Annotated in this window: 12 protein-coding genes, 2 pseudogenes and 1 riboswitch; of the genes and pseudogenes, 5 read left to right on the forward strand and 9 right to left on the reverse strand. The window is 41.6% G+C overall.

Features of this window, described 5'->3' with window-relative positions; translation table 11 throughout:
- Positions 1-75 precede the first annotated feature (75 nt).
- The 3 genes and pseudogenes from HMPREF9420_RS04760 (at position 76) to HMPREF9420_RS04770 (ending at position 2,435) form a co-directional block, all read left to right on the forward strand.
- Positions 76-574, forward strand: a pseudogene (locus HMPREF9420_RS04760) (DUF3408 domain-containing protein).
- A 381-nt stretch (positions 575-955) separates the two neighbouring features.
- The gene (locus HMPREF9420_RS04765; RefSeq protein WP_004345447.1) at positions 956-1,387 is read left to right on the forward strand and encodes a plasmid mobilization protein; all 432 of its coding nucleotides are present in this window, start codon (positions 956-958) and stop codon (positions 1,385-1,387) included.
- Positions 1,371-2,435 (forward strand): relaxase/mobilization nuclease domain-containing protein, encoded by a 1,065-nt coding sequence (locus HMPREF9420_RS04770; RefSeq protein WP_007134334.1) that lies wholly within the window; start codon positions 1,371-1,373, stop codon positions 2,433-2,435. Before HMPREF9420_RS04765 ends, HMPREF9420_RS04770 begins: the two co-directional genes overlap by 17 nt.
- A gap of 408 nt (positions 2,436-2,843) precedes the next feature.
- On the opposite strand, the gene HMPREF9420_RS04775 is transcribed toward HMPREF9420_RS04770, so the two are convergent.
- The 5 genes from HMPREF9420_RS04775 to HMPREF9420_RS04795 form a co-directional block, all read right to left on the reverse strand.
- Positions 2,844-3,551, reverse strand: coding sequence for a thiamine diphosphokinase (locus tag HMPREF9420_RS04775; RefSeq protein WP_007134336.1), 708 nt, complete (start codon positions 3,549-3,551; stop codon positions 2,844-2,846).
- Positions 3,544-4,140, reverse strand: coding sequence for a nicotinamide riboside transporter PnuC (gene pnuC, locus HMPREF9420_RS04780; RefSeq protein ID WP_007134337.1), 597 nt, complete (start codon positions 4,138-4,140; stop codon positions 3,544-3,546). Before pnuC ends, HMPREF9420_RS04775 begins: the two co-directional genes overlap by 8 nt.
- A gap of 1 nt (position 4,141) precedes the next feature.
- A complete protein-coding gene (locus HMPREF9420_RS04785) occupies positions 4,142-6,319 on the reverse strand; it encodes a TonB-dependent receptor (protein WP_007134338.1) in 2,178 nt (725 codons plus the stop codon).
- A gap of 94 nt (positions 6,320-6,413) precedes the next feature.
- A riboswitch (TPP riboswitch) is annotated at positions 6,414-6,513 on the reverse strand.
- Between the two features lie 154 nt (positions 6,514-6,667).
- On the reverse strand, positions 6,668-7,585 hold the full coding sequence (locus HMPREF9420_RS04790; protein WP_007134339.1) for a helix-turn-helix domain-containing protein: 918 nt from the start codon (positions 7,583-7,585) through the stop codon (positions 6,668-6,670).
- A 656-nt stretch (positions 7,586-8,241) separates the two neighbouring features.
- Positions 8,242-9,897: a fumarate hydratase gene (locus HMPREF9420_RS04795; protein WP_007134340.1), complete on the reverse strand. Its 1,656-nt coding sequence runs from the start codon at positions 9,895-9,897 to the stop codon at positions 8,242-8,244.
- Between the two features lie 433 nt (positions 9,898-10,330).
- Here HMPREF9420_RS04795 and HMPREF9420_RS04800 point away from each other — a divergent pair, with 433 nt between their 5' ends.
- Entirely contained in the window at positions 10,331-11,080 is a 750-nt protein-coding gene (locus HMPREF9420_RS04800) for a nitroreductase family protein (RefSeq protein ID WP_007134341.1), read from the forward strand.
- A gap of 634 nt (positions 11,081-11,714) precedes the next feature.
- Here HMPREF9420_RS04800 and HMPREF9420_RS04810 read toward each other — a convergent pair.
- The 3 genes and pseudogenes from HMPREF9420_RS04810 to HMPREF9420_RS04820 form a co-directional block, all read right to left on the reverse strand.
- The gene (locus tag HMPREF9420_RS04810; protein WP_007134343.1) at positions 11,715-13,172 is read right to left on the reverse strand and encodes an MFS transporter; all 1,458 of its coding nucleotides are present in this window, start codon (positions 13,170-13,172) and stop codon (positions 11,715-11,717) included.
- Between the two features lie 19 nt (positions 13,173-13,191).
- Positions 13,192-14,124 carry a 5-dehydro-4-deoxy-D-glucuronate isomerase gene (kduI, locus tag HMPREF9420_RS04815; protein ID WP_007134344.1) on the reverse strand — a complete coding sequence of 311 codons (933 nt, stop codon included), beginning with the start codon at positions 14,122-14,124 and terminating at the stop codon, positions 13,192-13,194.
- Between the two features lie 2 nt (positions 14,125-14,126).
- Positions 14,127-15,576: pseudogene (locus tag HMPREF9420_RS04820) on the reverse strand (PTS galactitol transporter subunit IIC).
- 495 nt (positions 15,577-16,071) lie between these two features.
- Between HMPREF9420_RS04820 and HMPREF9420_RS13885 the strand changes: the two are divergent.
- Positions 16,072-16,368: a hypothetical protein gene (locus tag HMPREF9420_RS13885; protein ID WP_007134347.1), complete on the forward strand. Its 297-nt coding sequence runs from the start codon at positions 16,072-16,074 to the stop codon at positions 16,366-16,368.
- Here the strand turns inward: HMPREF9420_RS13885 and HMPREF9420_RS04825 are convergent.
- A complete protein-coding gene (locus HMPREF9420_RS04825; protein WP_007134348.1) occupies positions 16,343-18,820 on the reverse strand; it encodes a bifunctional UDP-N-acetylmuramoyl-tripeptide:D-alanyl-D-alanine ligase/alanine racemase in 2,478 nt (825 codons plus the stop codon). The genes HMPREF9420_RS13885 and HMPREF9420_RS04825 overlap by 26 nt on opposite strands.
- Between the last annotated feature and the right edge of the window lie 1,016 nt (positions 18,821-19,836).

Raw genomic sequence — 19,836 nt, forward strand, 5'->3', positions numbered from 1 at the left:
AATCACAGGTGATGCAGCAAATGCAAAGCAACTCCATAAAGGTAAAACAAGTTAAACATAAAATGAGATAAAACAATGGAAAAGAAGAAAACAACAGAAGAAGAGTATGACCTTTCATATTATTTGGGTGGTAACGAAGAAGATACCTATTCAAAACCTACCAAACAAAAAGACAAGTTTATCCCTGAACGGGAAGAGGTCAGGAAGCAGAAAAAAAAGAACACCCATGAACCAGTCGGGTATTCCATCGGAGAACTCGGAACATGAGCAGCATGTTGTATCATCACAGGATGCAGTGCCATCACAGCACACAGAGAACACAGCCGTTCAAAGACGCATCAGCGCCAAGATGAGAAAGGAAACGCTTGAAGCCTACAAGCAAGCCTATCTTGTTCCAACCAAATTGATAGGCCGAAAGGCGGTCTATCTGAGCAGGGAGACACAGGAGCGGGCGGACTTCATCGTGCGCAGATTGGGCGACAGGGGCAGCAACCTTTCAAGTTTTGTGGAGAACATCGTGCGCCTTCATCTGGAGGAATATGGTGAGGACATAGAGAAATGGAGAAGACTGTAAGCAGTAAGAAAAGGTAGATGGTTTTCAGGAAAAAGGTCTACCCTTTCTTCAAAATAGGTCTACCTTTTCGAGCAAATAGGTCTACCTTTTTTGCTAAAAGGGTCTACCTTTTCTTCTTCGGCTTAGTTCTCTATGAGAATGCCACGAATGCAGTTAGTCATAGAATGCACGGCATTCGTTTTTAGGCTATAAAACGTTTTAAGCGTAAATGGTTTGTTCGGTAGCATTGCAAGACGTCAGTTTGTACCCACAAACTGCGCTTGCTCCCCTCGTCAGACTATCGGGGAGATTAGACCGTAATCACTCCGTTCTCATCGGTCATCATTCAGAAATTAAGCAGCAATGAATCATCTATAATGATTAACTTTCGGAGAAATTTATATGAATAAATACAGAAGAAAAGCTACCCAATGGCAGCAGAAGGACAATGAAGAAAAGCAGATGAACAAGACGGAGTTCATCAAGGTTAGGTGTACTTTGGAGGAGAAGCAGCGCATCAAGGCAAAGGCAGAAAGCACAGGGCGGAAGTTCTCCGAGTACTGCCGTGAGATTCTTTTGAATGGTGAAGTGGTAGCCGTTCCCAAGATGACCGACAATGAAAAGGAAGCCATTGCCGTACTCCACCGAACGGGAATGTACTACGCACAGGTTTCCAACCTCATCAGGATAAAGGACGAATCATGGGTGCCGATAACCAAGAACCTTTCCATATGTGCCAAAGAAGCATTTAAGCGTTTTTTCGACCCTCACTTCCGCATTGGTGACGATATATATAAGGTCTTAAATCTGCCGAGGTATGATAGGAAAGTGTAAGGCGATAGCACACGGAAGTACTGCATTGGACTATATCTTCAGAGAGGGCAAGCTGGGTAATCGGCTTGCCTTCCATAACCTTTGTAGCAGAGAATCAAAGGCTATTTACGAGGAAATGAAGGTAGTCGGCGACTACAATACCCGATGCAGGAACAAGTTCCTGCGCATTGAAATCGGCATCGCACCACAGGACGAGAAGAAACTATCAGTTTCTGAACTTGCCCAAATAGCCCATCTGTTTGCCAAGAAAATGGGACTTGACAACCATCAGTGGGTGGCAGTAACGCACAAGGATACAGACAACAGGTATATCCACATTATCGCCAACCGCATCAGCCTATACGGAGAAGTTTATGATACCACCTTTGTAAGCAACAAGGCTGCAAGAATAACAGAGGAAATCAGCAGAGAGAAAGGCTTAACCATTGCAAAGGAAGTCAAAATCAAAAGGAAACATCAGAAAGCAAAAGCCAATCCCACAAGAGAGGAAACAAAGAGAGAACTACAAAGAATATGCTATGCCCTACTTGAAAAGTACAAAAGTACAGGTATCACAGGACATTCTATGTTCCTCTATGAACTGAATAAGCACGGAGTAACCATAGATCGTATGAAGAACAAGCAGAGCAAGGTCTATGGCTTGAAGTTCTCATACGGAGAATATTCGTTCAAGGCATCGGAAGTAGGCAGAGAGTTTGGCTACCGTTCTTTGCAAAAGAACTTCGAGGCAGGTAAGAAAGCCGATACGAATATATCTGACCAAGTAATACGCAAATCGTCAATGCATACAGATACTAAGGATGCTGGCTATCAACTCGTACCCCCAAGCCGTTCATACAGTCCATCACCAGCTAAGGAAACGCCAAAAATCGCACAAACTATAAGAGATATGGCAGATGCAGCCATCAGCACAGCCGATGATTTGGTGGAGGGAGTAGGCGGAATGATTACGCCAACTACACATGGCGATGACTATGCCGAGACCGCATGGCAGCGCAAGCTCAGAAACCAAGCTAACAGAAAGAAGAAGCGAGGGAGAGGATTATAGCAACTCCAACAGCAACAATCCAAAATGCAGATATGTGAATATTTCTTTGAAAACGCTTGTTATTCGGTAACAAAGTATTATCTTTGCAAACAGAATAACAAGCGTTCTTTGTTAGGCAGAAAACAGCAACACCAAGTAGCTCGCTCGTTTCCAAATCGTTACCTATTCAGTTTAACAAACAAGGTAACTTGTTTATTTCCAATTAGTTGTATTTTATAAATCATCTTGCTATGTGAAATGACGCAGTTTAGGCGGCGATTAAAGTTCAACGCTGAAGGCATTGTACTTTAACCACTCAGGGGTGGCCGTGCTTTCCTTCATCAAGCACTATCAAAACATGGGATAAGACGAAATAAAAGGTGACACCGTTTGAAATCATTTGCAGCACGTTTTCATTCAATTATATTATTACTCCCTATCAAATGAAGGAGCAAGTTGATGAGAATGTTCGGCTGCTTTGCCTTCAAACGTAAGATAAACCATATAAAAGCCATCGGCATGGAAAGTGACTTCGTTGCCTGAAGCCTCATTCAATGTGCCCTGCCAAAGTGCATCATACGCATAAGACTGCCACAAAAGGCCCTCACTTTCGAGTCGTTTGCAACCGAAATTAAAGATACTTATCTGCTGGTGGGCAAAGGTTTTGAAACAACTTTTGCCACAAGTGGGAATAAAATATCCATGGTCTGTAATCATGATGGGTTGCAAATGAAAAGATGAATAATAGCGCATCATGAGCGAAATATTGCCCAACATATGGTCTTCTCGCTTGCCTGTACATCCCAAATAAGCTACCTTTGTCCCCTCTTTGAACGCAGAAAGCGACATCAAATAACGTGTGGCCTTCGTCAAATCATTATCATCCTGTTCTGCAACATGAATGAAATGAAGACATGATTTCAAACTATCGGGAAGACTGTCTCCATCTCCTATCACCGTCATTCGATGTGCCTCTACCCCATCATTCACAAGAGATTGTGCCGCTCCATCACATACAATGAGATGCGAAGCATGCTGAATGAGCGTATGACAAGCCTTGTTTTGAGGGTAAGAACCATTAGCAACAATGACGGCATCAAAGCGACTTTGTCCGTCGATAAGAGGGTAACTATTCATATTGTTGATGCATTATACGTTTCCATTTGCAATAACCTGCGACGGCAATCACTACATACAAGCCATAAAGTCCAGCCTTAAAGGGTATTCCTTTGATGATATAGAGATAGCAACTGATAACATCTACGACAATCCAAAAGCCCCATTGCTCGATATATTTACGTGCAAGAGCCCACAAACCGACAAAACTTAGCGCATTGGTAAAGGCATCTAACAACGGAACGGATGAGTTAGTGTAGGTTCGTAACACCCAATAGGTGGCCCCCCAAGCCACAAAGAAAAACACAATTGCAGGCAGATAGAGCCGCCGATGCATGTGCGTGATGGGGAGTTCTTGGCCTTCTTGTTGTCCATGTTTACGCCCAAAGCGCCACACTATGAAGCCATACAGGGCGGCAAATGTATAATATACCGCCATGCCGGCATCCCCATAGAGGCCATGAGTGTAGTAAAGCCAAACGTCAAGTAATGGCATGAGGATGCCAACCGCCCAGAGATAAATGCTTGCCCGATATTCTAACACGATATAGATAAGGCCTAAGAACGTTGTCAGAATATCGAGCCAATGGAGTGATAAGAATGCTGTCATCTTAGAAAGTGATGCTTAAATGCGCCAGAAAGTTAAGGGGTGCCTGCGGAGAATAGGCCGACCAAGTCCATGTTTCCTTGCCGTTGTCATCATAACCTGCGCTGGCATAGCCGTTAGTGAAATACTTTTCGGAGAATAGGTTGTATATCGTTGCGCCAATAGTAATGGCTTTTACTGACCTCATCTTAAACGTATAACTGAGGTTTAAGTTTGAGATGAAGTAGCCATCAAGCATAAGATGGCGGTTGTTATCATTCGTCATATACTGCTCTCCGATATATTGGCTTTGCAAAGATGCTTCAAAACCATGACTGTTAAACGTGAAAATGTTGTTGAAAATGAGGTCAGGGGAGAAGCTAAGGTGGGTAGTTCCGAAGTTGAGTGGCTTCTTGTTGTCGCTCTTTACCGTCCAGTCTTTCGCGCGATTACGGCTGAAAGTGGCATTCATATCCCATCGGAAGCAGTCAAAAGGCTTCCAAACGCTTTGTAATTCGATGCCTTCTCGATAGGAACTTCCTACATTTCGGTGAATCATCTCACCGATAGCATTTCGCTCTCCCGTTAAAACAAACTGGTCTTTATAGGCCATGTAGTAGAGGTTTAGGCCTGCACTGAACCTCATAGCTTGGTATTTATAACCCAATTCCCAATCGTTCATGCGCTCAGCACGTGGCTTTGGGTCGGGATTTCCCTCGAAATCATTGCGCACAGGCTCACGGTGTGAGAGCGACCAAGAGCCATATAGCGCATGATTAGCATTGATTTGCCAGAAAAGTCCAGCCTTTGGATTGAGGAATTTGTAGCGTTCGTCGTAACGCCAACCTAAAGAAGGCGACGCCGTATATTTGTCTTCAGGATTCTCTATGCGGTAAGTGATATAACGATATTGTAGATCTGCATAGGCATTCAGCCCCTTAACAAGCTCATAACTGACCTTTCCGTAAATGCTGTTTTCATTCTTTTCAGCCTTGTTTCGATAGTATTCATTGTCAGGATAGTTGGTAACAACAGGATTGATGACGCTGATGAGTGTTCCGAAATGGCGTCCGTTGTAATGGTTTATGGCTCCACCGAGCGATGCTTCAAGTCGATTTTGCTTATAATTCAAGGCATATACGCCACCAAAGAAGTCATTTCGCAAATTCTTTCGACGGATAAGGTCAGAAATCAAGCCTGTAGTTGTGAGTCCATATTTGGCAAGTTTCTGATCTACCATATATTGTTCGTAATATCCAAAGCCTGCCGTGTAGTGCAAAGCAGCACTGAAACTGAAGTGGTTTCCAAGCAATTGGTTCCAAATTAACTGGTAGTTTTGCTGATGATAATTGTCAGTTTGATTGCTGTAGTAACGTGTAATTCCCTTGTCATCTACGTATTCTCCGCTCGGGTTATAACGCCTTCCGTGTTGCTTCATCTGCTCTTTTGTGGCGTAATCCCATGCCATATACGTCTTCTCTATACCGTTAAAGGTCAGCAATTTGATAAGCGTATTGTCGGAAGTATAAGCACCTTGCATGAAATATGAATTAAGTTGGCTTGTGGCGCGGTCTATATAACCATTACTTCCGATATTAGAAAGGCGACCATCAAAGCTCCAATGGCCGGCCAAAAGACCAGAACCGAAGCGTAAACTCTCTTTATGCGTGCCGTAACTGCCTGCAGAGGCGTTGAGATTCAAGTAAGATTGCAACGAAGGTGCATCCGTTTGCATGTTTATTGTGGCTCCAAACGCGGCACTACCATTGGTAGATGTACCGACACCTCGCTGTATTTGAATGTCTTTAACGCTTGACATGAAGTCGCCCATATTAACAAAGAACACTTGAGAACTCTCTGCATCATTCAATGGAATGCCGTTAGCGGTGAAGTTGATACGGCTTGGATCTGTTCCTCTTACCTTCAAAGAAGTGTATCCAATGCCATTACCTGCGTCGCTGGTTGTAGTGATACTCGGTGTAAGAGCAAGCAAAAAAGGTATGTCTTGACCATGATTTAACTTCTTGATTTGATTCTTGTCAAGAGATGAGTAGGCCATAGGAGTATGCTTTCCGGCACGAGTTGAAGTGACGGTCACATCGTGTAGTTCATACGTTTTCAGCGTATCTACAGTTTCGTTTGTGGCATAACACTGCATGGTAGCTATGGAAGCAAGCATCAGCATGTGTAGTTTTCTGTTCATATTTAAGTGTTTTTAAAGAATAATTTATATCCAACAACAATAAACATACAGGCGAACAGCATGCATAAATGTGTCATTACATCTTACAAAAGAACTCGTGGAATAATCTCATCCCTGCGTCGGCATTATCCGTTTCAGGTTCCATGGGTTTGTTCTCAGCATCCGCAAACGCGGTAGCACCCCGTATGTCACGTCTTCATTTGACTATAGAAGACGTGTGCAAAGATACATTTTTGAATTTAAATACACAAATTTTATGTCACAATTTGTTTATAATCGTGCAAAAACCAATATTACTTCTCAAAGCATAGACCATCAATTCAGCCTTAAAAACAATTGAAATATAGTTTAGATTTCAGTGCGATATTGACGTGGAGAGACTCCCGTGTGACGCTTAAAGAACTTACAAAAGCTACTCAATGAAGGGAAATTGAACTCATTGGCAAGTTGAGTTAGTGTCTTATTTGAATAGCGTAACTCCACTTGTATAGCCGAAACTGTGGCCCGATCAATCCAAGTCTTCGCCGTTTCTCCCGTTTCTCGCTTAACAACCATACTGAGATGATGACTTGACATGCAAAGCGTTGACGCATAATAGGTCAGTTCATGCTCCGTATTTGCTTTCTGATTAACTAACTGAATGAATGCTTCCGACTGCTGTTTCCCTAAGGACCAGTTCTTCTGTGGAGCCACAAAGTCTTGGTCATAAAGCATTTGTGCGAAGTTAAGTGCAGCCACAAAGAGAGTATTTAAGGCTTTATTCTTGTCGCCATACGATAGCTTTGACAAGCTCATTAGCGTGTTAAGATAGTCTTGAAAGACTTTACGCTCGTCGTCAGAAAGGTGTAGTTTGAAGCAAAGACCAGGGTTTCTAAAGAGTGGAGGCATATCCAAGCCGAAGAGTTGACGTAGATATTCCTCGGTCAAAGCAAAGCCTCCAAAGCGTGTATCGGGTGTAAACGAATCATCTTCTACAACACTTCCCCAGTTGATAAATATCAAATCACCTACCTCACAAGGGTAAGATCGCGAGTTAACTACAGGGCAACAAGCTCCTTGTTTGACTATAGCCATGCGCATACAATCCATTCTTACGGGTGCATTTTCAGCGATAATAGCTTGAAAAAAAGGGCTACTGTTCGTGAAAGCTGTGTAATCTGAGGTAACAACATAATCCCCTTGAGCGGGCTGTTTCGTTGCTTGTAGTTGGTCAGTAAGTTCCTTCAGTGAGGCAATCGAAGGCATCTTGTTCGGGTTGTCTTTCATAATTGGTGGTCGAAATGATTGTTGTAAAGGTACGAAAAAATTCAATACAGAAGATTATTTTACTTGATTTTAACATAAAAAAGACTCTACTAATATTCTATTTTATCCCAAATTGGGAGGTAAAATACCCCAACTCGGCTCTATTTTCATGCATTTATACGAAAAAGGAAACATTACATACGATTTTGACAACGGCAGTTTAAGGAATTGTTAGTACTTTTACACCTGCAAAATCAACTTTAGAGGATGCACGACTAATTAAATTTTTATACTCATATAAGTCCAAATGATAATTAAGTATCACTTAAGGTGAAATTATAGTGGTAGCTATAAATGGGAAAAGATCCATCGAGATGATGGGTCTTTTTTTTGTTATCATAAGCCCGAATGAAACTAAAACCAAGCTTGTATGTATCTAAAACTAAGTTCGTATATAGCTAAACCTAAGCCCGAATGAAGCAAATCTGAGGCTTGAACAAATCAAATCACGACACAAACTGACTTTACACCTTATATATATAGAAGCCTTGCAACAAACCAAATAGGTCATTGCAAGGCTTCTTTTGCTTTATTTCCACTTATCTCAACAAAGCGATTATGCAATCGTTACAAACGAAACGCTACACGACAAGCCTGCTGAGACAAGGAAATCTCTTTTATTTTGTGCAGTTACAAGGCGTCCATGGTTTCAATTCCTTAAAGAAATCATGTCCTTTATCGTCTACAAGTATGAAGGCAGGGAAGTCTTCTACGCGAATCTTCCATACTGCTTCCATTCCCAATTCAGGATATTCCACACACTCAATGCTCTTGATGCTGCTCTGAGAAAGCACCGCAGCAACGCCTCCAATGGTACCCAAATAGAAGCCACCATGCTTTTTACATGCATCAGTTACAACCTGAGTGCGGTTTCCTTTGGCTATCATCACGAGTGAACCACCATGCTCTTGGAACTCATCTACATAGGGATCCATGCGGTTTGCGGTAGTAGGACCCATAGAACCACAGGCATATCCTTCTGGAGTTTTAGCCGGACCAGCATACAAAACAGGGTAATCCTTAATGTATTGAGGTAGATCTTCGCCCGCATCTAAACGCGCTTTGAGTTTTGCATGGGCTATATCTCTTGCAACAATAATAGTTCCTTTGAGGTTAACTCGAGTGCTTACAGGATACTTTGTGAGTTCCGCACGCACGGCATCCATGCCTTTATCCAAGTCAATCTCAATGCCCTTAGCTCCTTCTCCAGGCTTTCTATACTCCTCAGGGATAAGTTCTGACGGGTTCATATCCATCTTTTCAAGCCATATTCCCTCTGCATTGATCTTCGCTTTGATGTTTCTGTCGGCCGAACAACTAACTCCCATGCCGATAGGACAACTTGCTCCATGACGTGGAAGACGTATAACACGGATGTCATGTGCAAAGGCTTTGCCACCAAACTGAGCGCCAAGACCAATCTTATGAGCCTCTTCAAGAAGCTTGTTCTCAAGATCTATGTCTCTGAAAGCACGCCCTGTTTCGTCTCCTGTGGTAGGAAGATTGTCGTAATATTTAATAGATCCCAGCTTAACTGTAAGCAGATTCTTCTCTGCAGAAGTACCACCCACAACGAAACAAATATGATATGGTGGGCAAGCTGCAGTGCCTAGACTCTTCATTTTCTCTACCAAGAACGGCAAAAGTGTACCTTCATTCTGGATAGTTGCTTTCGTCATAGGATAGAAGTAGGTTTTATTTGCCGAGCCACCACCCTTTGCTACCATCACAAAACGATACTCGTCACCTTCTGTTGCCTCTATATCTATCTGCGCCGGAAGGTTACATTTCGTGTTAACTTCGTCATACATGTTCAAAGGTGCATTCTGAGAGTAACGCAGATTGTCTTCAGTGAACGTGTTATACACACCTTTTGACAAGGCCTCTTCATCCTCAAAGCCAGTCCAAATCTGCTGACCTTTCTCGCCATGGATAATCGCTGTACCCGTGTCTTGACAGAAAGGAAGAACACCTTTGACTGCAGTCTCAGCATTACGAAGGAATTGTAACGCTACATACTTATCGTTTTCAGAAGCTTCCGGGTCACGAAGTATGGCGGCAACTTGCTCATTGTGCGCCCTACGTAGACTGAATTCTACATCGTGAAACGCTTGTTGTGCAAGATAAGTTAAGGCTTCCTTTGACACCTTCACAATCTGTTTGCCTTCAAATTCGCTTGTGGTCACACCTTCTTTCGTCAGAAAACGATACTCAGTATCATCCTTTCCAACTTGAAACATCGGTGCATACTTGAATTCAACTTTGTTTGCCATAATGTTTTTTGTTTATATATTGTTTCGAATTTCCAATTGAATAACCTCTGCAAAGGTATAAAAAAACTATGTAACGCATAGCGAATTTCACCTTTTTCACACTCTAAATCGGTCTTATTTTAATGCATCGTTTCTACCCCTTTAATGCATATTAAACACGAAATGACTATATCTATCATTCAATTACCATTATAACAACGAAACAAAGTGACGCAGATTAGTCAGTGATTTGAGGCATTTCACCGCACAAAATGCCTCAAAACACCTGCTCATTTGAGGCATTTTATCACACCAAAGCAAGCCCTTTGCATAACTAACTCATTGACAACGCACTAAAAAAGAAAGTGTATGACATCACAACTTGATTTGATGTTGCTAATATCGAATATTTTATGTAACTTTGTTTCCATTGACATCAGCTAATAAAATAATTATGGATACATTGCAAAACAGAAGGACTATCAGGAAATATTCAGCCAAAGAGGTTAGTGATTCACTGCTAAACCGATTATTAGAAACGGCCGAACGCACACCCACCATGGGCAATTTGCAACTTTATAGTGTTGTAGTGACGCGCCAACAAGAGGGAAAAGAGCGTTTGGCTCCAGCCCATTTCCATCAAAAAATGGTAACAGAGGCACCTGTAGTACTAACGATTTGCGCCGACTTCAGACGTACTTCACTCTGGGCGGAGCATCGAAAGGCTACACCGGGCTATGCAAATTATCTCTCGTTTATGAACGCAGCAACGGATGCTTTGCTTTACACGCAGACCTTATGTAACCTTGCCGAAGCCGAAGGTTTAGGCACTTGTTTTCTTGGAACGACACTTTACACGCCACAAATGATTATCGATGCGCTCCAGCTTCCACGCTTGGTATTCCCTGTTGCCACTATAACCATGGGATGGCCTGACGAAAATCCGGAGTTAACAGACCGTCTTCCGCTGCATGGAATCGTGCATCAAGAGTGCTATAAAGACTATAATGCAGACGCGATTGATGACATCTATCACGACAAAGAGGCGCTATCCGAGAACCAAAATTTCGTGAAAATAAATCATAAAGAGACGTTGGCGCAGGTGTATACTGATATCCGTTACACGAAAAAAGATAACGAATCGATGAGTAAAGGCTTCTTAGAAGCGTTGCAGAGGCAGGGGTTTTTGGGAGTTGACGAGTAGACAAGTTGACGGGTTGACAAGTTATTTGCAAAGCAATACACAACTCGTTTACTCGTCAATTATTATTAGAGACGACAGCAACACAAGGGGGTGATAGAGTTGACGAGTAGACAAGTTGACGGGTTGACAAGTTATTTGTAAACTTAGATAACAAGAGTTTTGCAGCGATTCCTATCAAAAGTTGACGGGTTGACAAGTTATTTGCAAACTCAAATAACAAGAGTTTTGCAGTGTTTCCTATTAAAAGTTGACGGGTTGACAAGTTATTTGCTAACTTATAAAACAAGAGTTTTGCAGTGTTTCCTATTAAAAGTTGACGGGTTGACAAGTTATTTGCTAACTTATAAAACAAGAGTTTTGCAGTGTTTCCTATTAAAAGTTGACGGGTTGACAAGTTATTTGCAAACTCAAATAAAAAAGGTTTTGCAGCATTTCCTATCAAAAGTAAACGGGTAAACAAGTTGTTTGCTAACCAACAGCCAACTTGTTTACCCGTCAATCGTTATTAAGGACGGTCGTAAACGCATGTATTTTTATAAGTAGACGAGTTGACAAGTTATTGTTAAAGGTTCAAATAACATGTCTACCCGTTTATAGTCAACTTGTCAACTCCTCCACTTGTCAACCTCTCCCCTTACTCCAAAACAATTGGTTTGTATTTAGGTACGAGCAGTTTCATAATACTCCAGCCGATGAGATAAGCCACAGCACAGATACAAAAGACTATCATGTAGCCGGCAGGCTTGCCTTCAAAGCCCATGAAAGAGAACGAAGCACCTTGTGCTTCCGCATAGGTGAAGAGCATACCCGAGCCTTTATTAATCATAAACGAACTCACTCCGCCTGCCATTGCGCCTATACCGGTGATGGTAGCTATCGTTGATTTAGGGAACATATCGCCTATAGTTGAATAGAGATTTGCCGACCATGCCTGATGTCCTGCACCCAAAAGACCAATAATTATGGCTGGCCACCACGGACTATATGCACCAAGTGGCTGGGCGAAAAGTCCCAAAACAGGGAAGCAAGCGAAGATAAGCATCGCACGCATGCGACCGATATAGGGATTCATTCCTTTCTTATCAACGAAATAAGTGGGCAGATAGCCACCGCCAATACTAAGGATTGTGCAGATAGCATAAAGCGTAAAGACTAACGATATGCCCATGGTGGAATCGCTCTTATAGCCATATTGGTCAGAGAAATAGGCCGGAGCCCAGAACAAGAAGAACCACCACACGCCATCAGTCATGAACTTTCCAACAATGAATGACCATGTTTGCTTGTATGAAAAGCATTTCATGAAGCTGATAGTATGCTCATTTTCATCTTTCTTTTCAATCTGTTCCATCGACGAAAAGTTACTATCTTGCTCAATATAACATAGTTCTGACTTGTTAACATGCTTGCTTTTAGCCGGTTTTTCATAAAGCCATAGCCAGAAACCCATCCAGATATAGCCCAAGACGCCTATGATAATAAAGGCCATTTCCCAACCCCATGCACGAGCAAGTAATGGAATTGTGGCTGGCGCGGCTAAGGCTCCGACCGATGCTCCGCTATTAAATATCGAAGTAGAAAAGGCTCTATCCTTCTTAGGAAAGTACTCGGCAGTGACTTTTATGGCTGCCGGGAAGTTGCCAGCTTCACCAACTGCCAAGATCAAACGACACGAAAGGAACAGCCAAACGCTTATCGTGGCGATGGCAACTGCAGCAGAACTCCCCGCTTGTACTAAGCGAAGAGCTTCTATACTGTCATATCCTTCTATCCGCATTGCTACCCATCCGCAGCCCGCATGCATCACAGCACCAGTAGACCAGACAAGAATTGCAATGAGATATCCTTTTTTTGTGCCCATCCAATCAATGAACTTACCCGCAAAAAGATTAGCAATGGCGTAGAAAATAGAAAACAATCCCGTTATTGTTCCATAGTCATCATCCGTCCAATGGAATTCAGGCGCAATGAAATCTTTCCAAGTTAACGACAAAACTTGACGGTCCATATAGTTGATTGTGGTTGCAATGAAGAGCAAAGCACATATCACCCACCGGAAGTTTGACATCTTTGCAGATTGTATTTTGTTCATTCTTATTTTCTTTAAAGAATTATTTTATTGAAGGAATCTTAACGACTTGCATGTCCGTATAAATCAAATTCTCTCCTGCCATGCCCCAAATGAACGTGTAATTACTTGTTCCTGCCGCACAATGTATACTCCATTGCGGTGAGATTACAGCCTGTTCATTGCTCAACCAGATTGGTCTTGTCTCTTGAGGCTCACCCATTACGTGGAGAATCTTTTGACTTTCCGGCAAGTTATAATAGAAATAAGCTTCCATTCTGCGCATATGTGTGTGGGCAGGCATGGTATTCCACACCGAGCCTACATTGAGTTCAGTGATTCCCATCTGTAATTGACACGTGTGAACTCCAGCAACTCCGTCGATAATCATTTGGTGAATAACGCGGTCATTGCTTTCTTTTAGAGAACCAGCCTTTATGTTTTTGGCCTCCTTTAGCGTCACTTTCTTCGTTGGATAGGATTGATGTGCGCAAGCACTATTCATATAAAACTTTGCAGGATGACTTGGATCGTCACTCGAAAGCACTATATCTTTATTGTTTTTCTCATCAGCTCGCCCCACATAAAGTGCCTCTTGGAATCCCAATTCATAGTTTTTTCCATCCACAGTAACCGTGCCTTTACCTCCTACATTGATGATACCCAGCTCGCGATTATCAAGTAATCGTTGTTTGTCTTGAGGCTTATCAGTATGTAAAGGCTCAATAGATGTAAGACGAATTGGAGCAGTTGTGGGTTCAGCTCCACCGATTAAAAAGCGATCATACATGCTATACACCCAGTTAACTTCACCAGGTGAGAACACCTTTTCTATCGCAAACTCCTTTCGAAGACGTTCCGTGTCATAATGCTTTGCGTCTTCTGGGTGGTTAGCCCACCTCACTTCATAATTCACTTGTGCCATACTTACGGTTACACTAAGGCCTAAAACCAAGGTTAATAATGTCTTTTTCATATTTAATCTGCATTTTTTTCACTCGCAATAATCCTGCGTCGATTGAATAACATCAGTGCTATTGTCACACAAATTAACAATACCATGCCAACATATTTCAATGAAGCAGTCGCTTTATAGATAGCCCATCCAAAGAAACTTGAGGCAAAATCAAGTGCACCTCCCAAGAAACCATCAGGTATTTTGGCTGCTTTGTCACCCGTTTCTGCATAGACTGAGGCTGCAGCTTGCGTGAAAGCAGGAGCCATATCCGTAACAAAATAGAGGCCGAAAACAAGCACAACAAGGCCGATAATGAATGTTCTCACAACGTTTCCCTTTGTAAATGGCAACACCATTGGGAACAAATAGAACATCCCTGCCAATGAAGCTAACGGCAGAAATTGGTTTCCTGGCAAGAAAACGGCTAAGGCTAAGATGGTTGGAATGAGGAAAAGTGACACCACAAGTGTTGTGGGATGTCCAATCACTAAAGCCGGACTCATACCTATATAAATTCGTTTTCCTTTGAATTTCTTAGCTACAAGCGACTTCGTTCGTTCCGAAATAGGCATCAATCCATCGATAAACAACTTCGTGATTCGAGGGATTAGTTCCATCACAGCGCCCATAATCACACCCAAAGCCAACACATTTTTCACAATGCTTACTGTGGCATCTGTTGCCGTTGTGCCTGGAGCAGTCTTACGAAGTTCGTCTAAATAGCCCGCAAAGTTTGTGATATGGCCAGCTTCTCCGAATAGCGCTATCAAACCACCAACGATTACTCCCAGCACAAGAGGGTCGCCAAGTTCGCCAAACTTGCGTTTAAGTCCTTCGGCATCTATATCTAATTTATTAAAGCCTGGAATCTTTTTTTAGAAGTTTATTGATAAGAAGTGCAAAGGGAACAAAGCTCTGACAGAACGGCTGGGGAATGGAAATACCTTCCAAATCATAATATTTTTGGAAACGTTCTGCCGTTAAGTCTGCAAAGACCAGCGTTATAATATAGCATACTATGGCTGCAAAATATCCCCAAAGTAGGCTTTCTCCCATCACAAAATAAGCCACTGCACCAATGAAAGCAAAGTGCCAATAGTTCCAAAGGTCAATGTTCACAGTGCGTGTTGTCTTTGTAATGAGCATTAAAAAGTTAACTCCTAAACACACAGGGATAATCAAAGCACCCACCGCAGTGTTATAAGCCACGGCAGCAGCTGCAGGCCATCCCATGTCAAAGACATTGAGTTGGAGATGATAAAAGTCTGAGATTGAACTCAAAGGCGTGTTGAAATTCGTCGTGAGTAAGGCCGTTACAACGCCCAATCCCACAAAGCCCACGCCAACATAAAGGCCCGATTTCAACGCTTTTCCAAAGCCCATGCCTATGCATATGCCTATGATTGTAAAGAGAATCGGCATCATCACACTCGCTCCGAAGCTGATGATGTAGCTAAAAATTTGTTCCATGTATTGGTTTTTCGATTTTAAGTTGTAGATTGTTTTCTTGATTTCAGCGTTCTCCACGCATTAAATGCAAAGTTAAACAAACTTTTCTTATTACGCGTTCTTTTAAATGTTAGTTTTCTTTAAACAGCATATTATGATTAGAAAAGCATGCAAAATCAAGTCTCTTTGAATCTAAACTCATCATAGAACGAGGGCTATAACCCATAAAACAACGGCAAATAAAACTCTTTACAAATTCACTTCACAGAATCGTTCAGTTTTCATCAACCAACCACTTGCCTGCAAATACGCGAATTTTAGGCCTATTTCATAAACCTTTATATATCAGACGGTTACACCATACACCTCATTTTATTCGCTAAAAAACCGAGAAAAACAGAAGGTTTTAAGCCATAAAATCTTGTGAAGTGAACCATTTCATGGCATCATTTGAGTCTAAACAACTCATGAAATGCCTAAAATCGCCATGCAATTTGACGCATTTAACAATAGCTTATGACTAAAAACACGATTCCGTTAGACGTCAAACAGCACAAAACAAGGCTTTATCCGCTTTCTCCTTCGCTATTTCACACTTTCCAAACACCTTGTTTTTCGGTTAAGTTTCCTTACAAAATAACGCCTATTCTATTATTCCCCACTCCATTCTTTGCCTTGAATGACATTCAAATCCCATGTCATTCCGCCACCAATGTCCCTTTCCTCTATACGCAATATCCGCAAAGAGGAAAGAAAAACAAAAGCGAATCAGCCTATAAAAATGTGCCTAATCTTGGAAATAAACACGCTTAACACGATTGCTTATGCCTGTAAGCACCTCGTAAGGAATCGTTCCTATGATGTCACTTAATACCGTAACAGGCAGATGATCGCCAAAGATTTCAACGCAATCTCCCTCTTTGCAGTCGATGCCTGTAACGTCTATCATAGCTACATCCATACAGATATTGCCAACATATTCGGCTTTTTGTCCGTTGACAAGGCAGTAACCATGTCGATTACTGAGGTGTCTGTCGAGCCCATCTGCATAACCTATTGGGATAGCTCCTATCACACTGTCTCGTTCAAGGATTGTCTTTCGGCTGTAACCAATACTCTCTCCGGTCGCAAGATGATGCAATTGAAGGATTGTAGTCTTTAATGTGCTGATGTTGTTTATAGTCTTATTGTTGCGCGGATTAATGCCATAGAGTCCCAATCCAAGTCTACACATATCCATTTGTCGGTCAGGGAAGTGCTCAATTCCAGCGCTGTTGTCCATATGAAAGAGTATTTTGTGGTCGAAAGCACTTTGTAGTTTGGACGCTCCGAAAGTGAAAAGTTCAAATTGTTGGGCGCTAAAAGCGTCAAAATCATCGCAGTCTGAGCCTACGAAATGGCTGAAAACAGAACGTGGAATAATGGCATTTTGGTGCTTCAAACGACGTATAAGTTCATCTATATCCTTATGGGGATCAAAGCCAAGTCGATGCATTCCTGTGTCCAATTTGATATGAACGGGGAAACCAGTAATGCCTTCTTTCTCTGCTTCTTTAACCAAAGCATCAAGTAAACGGAATGAATATACCTCGGGTTCTAAGTCATAATCGAACATCGTCTTAAAGGCAGTCATCTCCGGATTCATAATCATGATATTGCTGGTGATGCCATTTTTGCGCAGCGTTACACCCTCGTCAGCCACTGCAACGGCAAGATAATCAACGCGATGGTCCTGTAAAGTCTTCGCAATCTCTACGCTTCCAGCCCCATAAGCGTCGGCCTTAATCATGCAAACCAACTTGGTTTGTGGCTTCATAAATGAGCGATAGTGATTTAAATTCTTTACAACTGCATTGAGATTCACCTCTAAAGTGGTCTCATGTACTTTCTGAACAAGGAGTTCAGTGAGTTGATCGAAGCCGAAACGACGTGCTCCTTTAATCAAGATTACCTCGTCATGGAGTTGTTTAAACACGTCACTTTCGATGAGGTTTTCAACGTTTTCAAAGAAGAATTTGTCTTTAATCGTGATAAGACCCGCATGAGATTGCAGCTCTTTTCCTACACCAATGAACTTCTCAATGCCACGTTGTTGGCAGAGCTTTCCTACCTCTTTATAAAGTTCTTCGGTAGTCATTCCACTCTGATAGATATCACTTAATATCAAAGTATGACGTCGTCCTTGATGATCAGGACGTCGATTCATGAAGTCAAGTGCTATATCTAAGGAGTTAATATCCGAGTTATAACTATCATTTATGAGTGTACATCCATGCTGACCTTGCTTTACTTCGAGGCGCATGGCTATGGGTTCAAGTTGTAACATGCGTTCATCAAGCGCATCTTTACTAACTCCTAATGTCAACGCTACAGCCGCACAAGCAAATGAATTGGTGATAGATGCATCGTCGATAAAAGGTAATGAATACCAACTTTCTATACCTTTATATATATAGGTGATGGTGGTTGCCGTAGCTTTCTTTTCAATTGACTTGACAAAGAAAGGTGCATTGTGGTCTGAACACGACCAATACAGACGCTCGCCCCTAAAGTCTTCCAATGCGTTTACACAGTCACTGATGAGTGAATCGTCTCCATTATAGACGACAATCTTAGCATCATGGAACAAAACTAACTTCTCTTTACACTTCGCTTCCCTACTAACGAAGTTCTCTTGATGGGCATCTCCAAGGTTGGTTAGTACGGCAATGGTCGGTTGAATGATATCTCTTAGGACCAACATCTCACCAGGTTGGCTTATTCCTGCTTCGAAAACACCGACTTGACTATGCTCATTTAGCAACCAAACACTTAGTGGAACGCCCACTTGTGAATTGTAACTACGTGGTGAACGAGTAACAAACAAGTCGTCACTTAATAGCTGATTAAGCCATTCTTTGACCATAGTCTTGCCGTTACTTCCCGTGATTCCAACGATTGGAATGTTGAATTCGTCACGATGACGCTCGGCTAATCGCTGCAAGGATTCAAGCGAATCAACGACCTTTAAGAAGTTAGCTTGGGGATAATCTGAGGCATAATTGGCCGGCACTTCAGTCACAACGAAGTTCCGAACGCCTCGATGATAGAGCTCAAGTATATAGCGATGGCCATCGTTTCGGCCTGATTTAAGTGCAAAAAACAATGTTTCTTCGGGGAAACAAAGCGATCGACTGTCGGTCAAAATAAATCCAATCTTGGCGTCAGTTGAACCAAAACGACGCGCTCCTATTAGCGTTGTAACCTTTTCAATCGTGTATATCATCGTGTAAAATAAGTTATATTTGACTACAAATTTACTGCAATCCACTGACATATCAAAATAAAAGGCAACGAAATAAAGAGCTTTTCGCAAATTCTTTCAATTGAAAAAATAAGCTATCCAGTATTGAAAAGCATACTCAATTCTATCTTTTTATGAAAGAATAAAACTGAGATTATTGATTCAACAATAAGAAAAAATCTCATCAAACAACCCTAAAGAGCCAAGAAAATGATTCGTTCAACAACCTGCAAACAATCCAAAGACGGAATTAAGGCAATCCAAAGACGGCATAAAAGCACTGCGGTTAAGATACAAAAACAGCGCTGAATCACTTCAACGCTGCTTTTATTATTAGTTAATCACTATATTTTTCTAATAAAATGAGCGACGCTTTCGCTCGTGTTATCCATCAATTAATCTTATACCTAATAACTAATCCTATGAAAAATCAAACTAATCTTTAAACCTAAACAACTAAACCTAATTCTATATGTAAACCTAAACAATCTATTACCTAATGTCTTTTAGACGATGCAAAATTAGTAATTGTGTACGAACACGCCAAATAAATTCATGTTATTTTGCACACTTTTCATGATATTTTGATTTACATCAAAGAATGAGTAGATTCACCTTGCGATTCTTTACAACTTTTCACACGGCATGGTTTGTTACAACTCATTTTCCATTATGCAGGAACTCATTTTATCGAAACCGCCAAACAATTTCTGCCTTAAGGTCATTCTATGAGACACATACAATCTCATAACAAACCACTTTGTACGTATAAAGGTGGTCACGAACAAAAATTTGGGTTTCAAAACCTCATTAAAGATGATTAGATTCGATGCAAAATCGCACGAAAACACCATTTATTTACTTTCTGAAGGCAAAGAAACAGAAAAAACTTTGCGGTCTCAAAAGGTCGTAATTGGCACCATATTTCTTTACCTTATATATATAGAAACCCCGCAAAACTCGTGGATTTACGAGGAATTTCGTTATATATAGTATAC

It is taken from the genome of Segatella salivae DSM 15606, from assembly GCF_000185845.1.
GTDB classification, from domain to species: Bacteria; Bacteroidota; Bacteroidia; order Bacteroidales; family Bacteroidaceae; genus Prevotella; species Prevotella salivae.

What these genes read in the sequence shown, in the direction of transcription:
- HMPREF9420_RS04765 (WP_004345447.1), top strand. Translation starts at nt 956, where the DNA reads ATGAATAAATACAGAAGAAAAGCTACCCAATGGCAGCAGAAGGACAAT.
- HMPREF9420_RS04795 (WP_007134340.1), bottom strand. Translation starts at nt 9,897, where the DNA reads ATGGCAAACAAAGTTGAATTCAAGTATGCACCGATGTTTCAAGTTGGA.
- HMPREF9420_RS04825 (WP_007134348.1), bottom strand. Translation starts at nt 18,820, where the DNA reads ATGATATACACGATTGAAAAGGTTACAACGCTAATAGGAGCGCGTCGT.
- HMPREF9420_RS04770 (WP_007134334.1), top strand. Translation starts at nt 1,371, where the DNA reads ATGATAGGAAAGTGTAAGGCGATAGCACACGGAAGTACTGCATTGGAC.
- kduI (WP_007134344.1), bottom strand. Translation starts at nt 14,124, where the DNA reads ATGAAAAAGACATTATTAACCTTGGTTTTAGGCCTTAGTGTAACCGTA.
- HMPREF9420_RS04810 (WP_007134343.1), bottom strand. Translation starts at nt 13,172, where the DNA reads ATGAACAAAATACAATCTGCAAAGATGTCAAACTTCCGGTGGGTGATA.
- HMPREF9420_RS13885 (WP_007134347.1), top strand. Translation starts at nt 16,072, where the DNA reads ATGACTAAAAACACGATTCCGTTAGACGTCAAACAGCACAAAACAAGG.
- HMPREF9420_RS04800 (WP_007134341.1), top strand. Translation starts at nt 10,331, where the DNA reads ATGGATACATTGCAAAACAGAAGGACTATCAGGAAATATTCAGCCAAA.
- pnuC (WP_007134337.1), bottom strand. Translation starts at nt 4,140, where the DNA reads ATGACAGCATTCTTATCACTCCATTGGCTCGATATTCTGACAACGTTC.
- HMPREF9420_RS04775 (WP_007134336.1), bottom strand. Translation starts at nt 3,551, where the DNA reads ATGAATAGTTACCCTCTTATCGACGGACAAAGTCGCTTTGATGCCGTC.
- HMPREF9420_RS04785 (WP_007134338.1), bottom strand. Translation starts at nt 6,319, where the DNA reads ATGAACAGAAAACTACACATGCTGATGCTTGCTTCCATAGCTACCATG.
- HMPREF9420_RS04790 (WP_007134339.1), bottom strand. Translation starts at nt 7,585, where the DNA reads ATGAAAGACAACCCGAACAAGATGCCTTCGATTGCCTCACTGAAGGAA.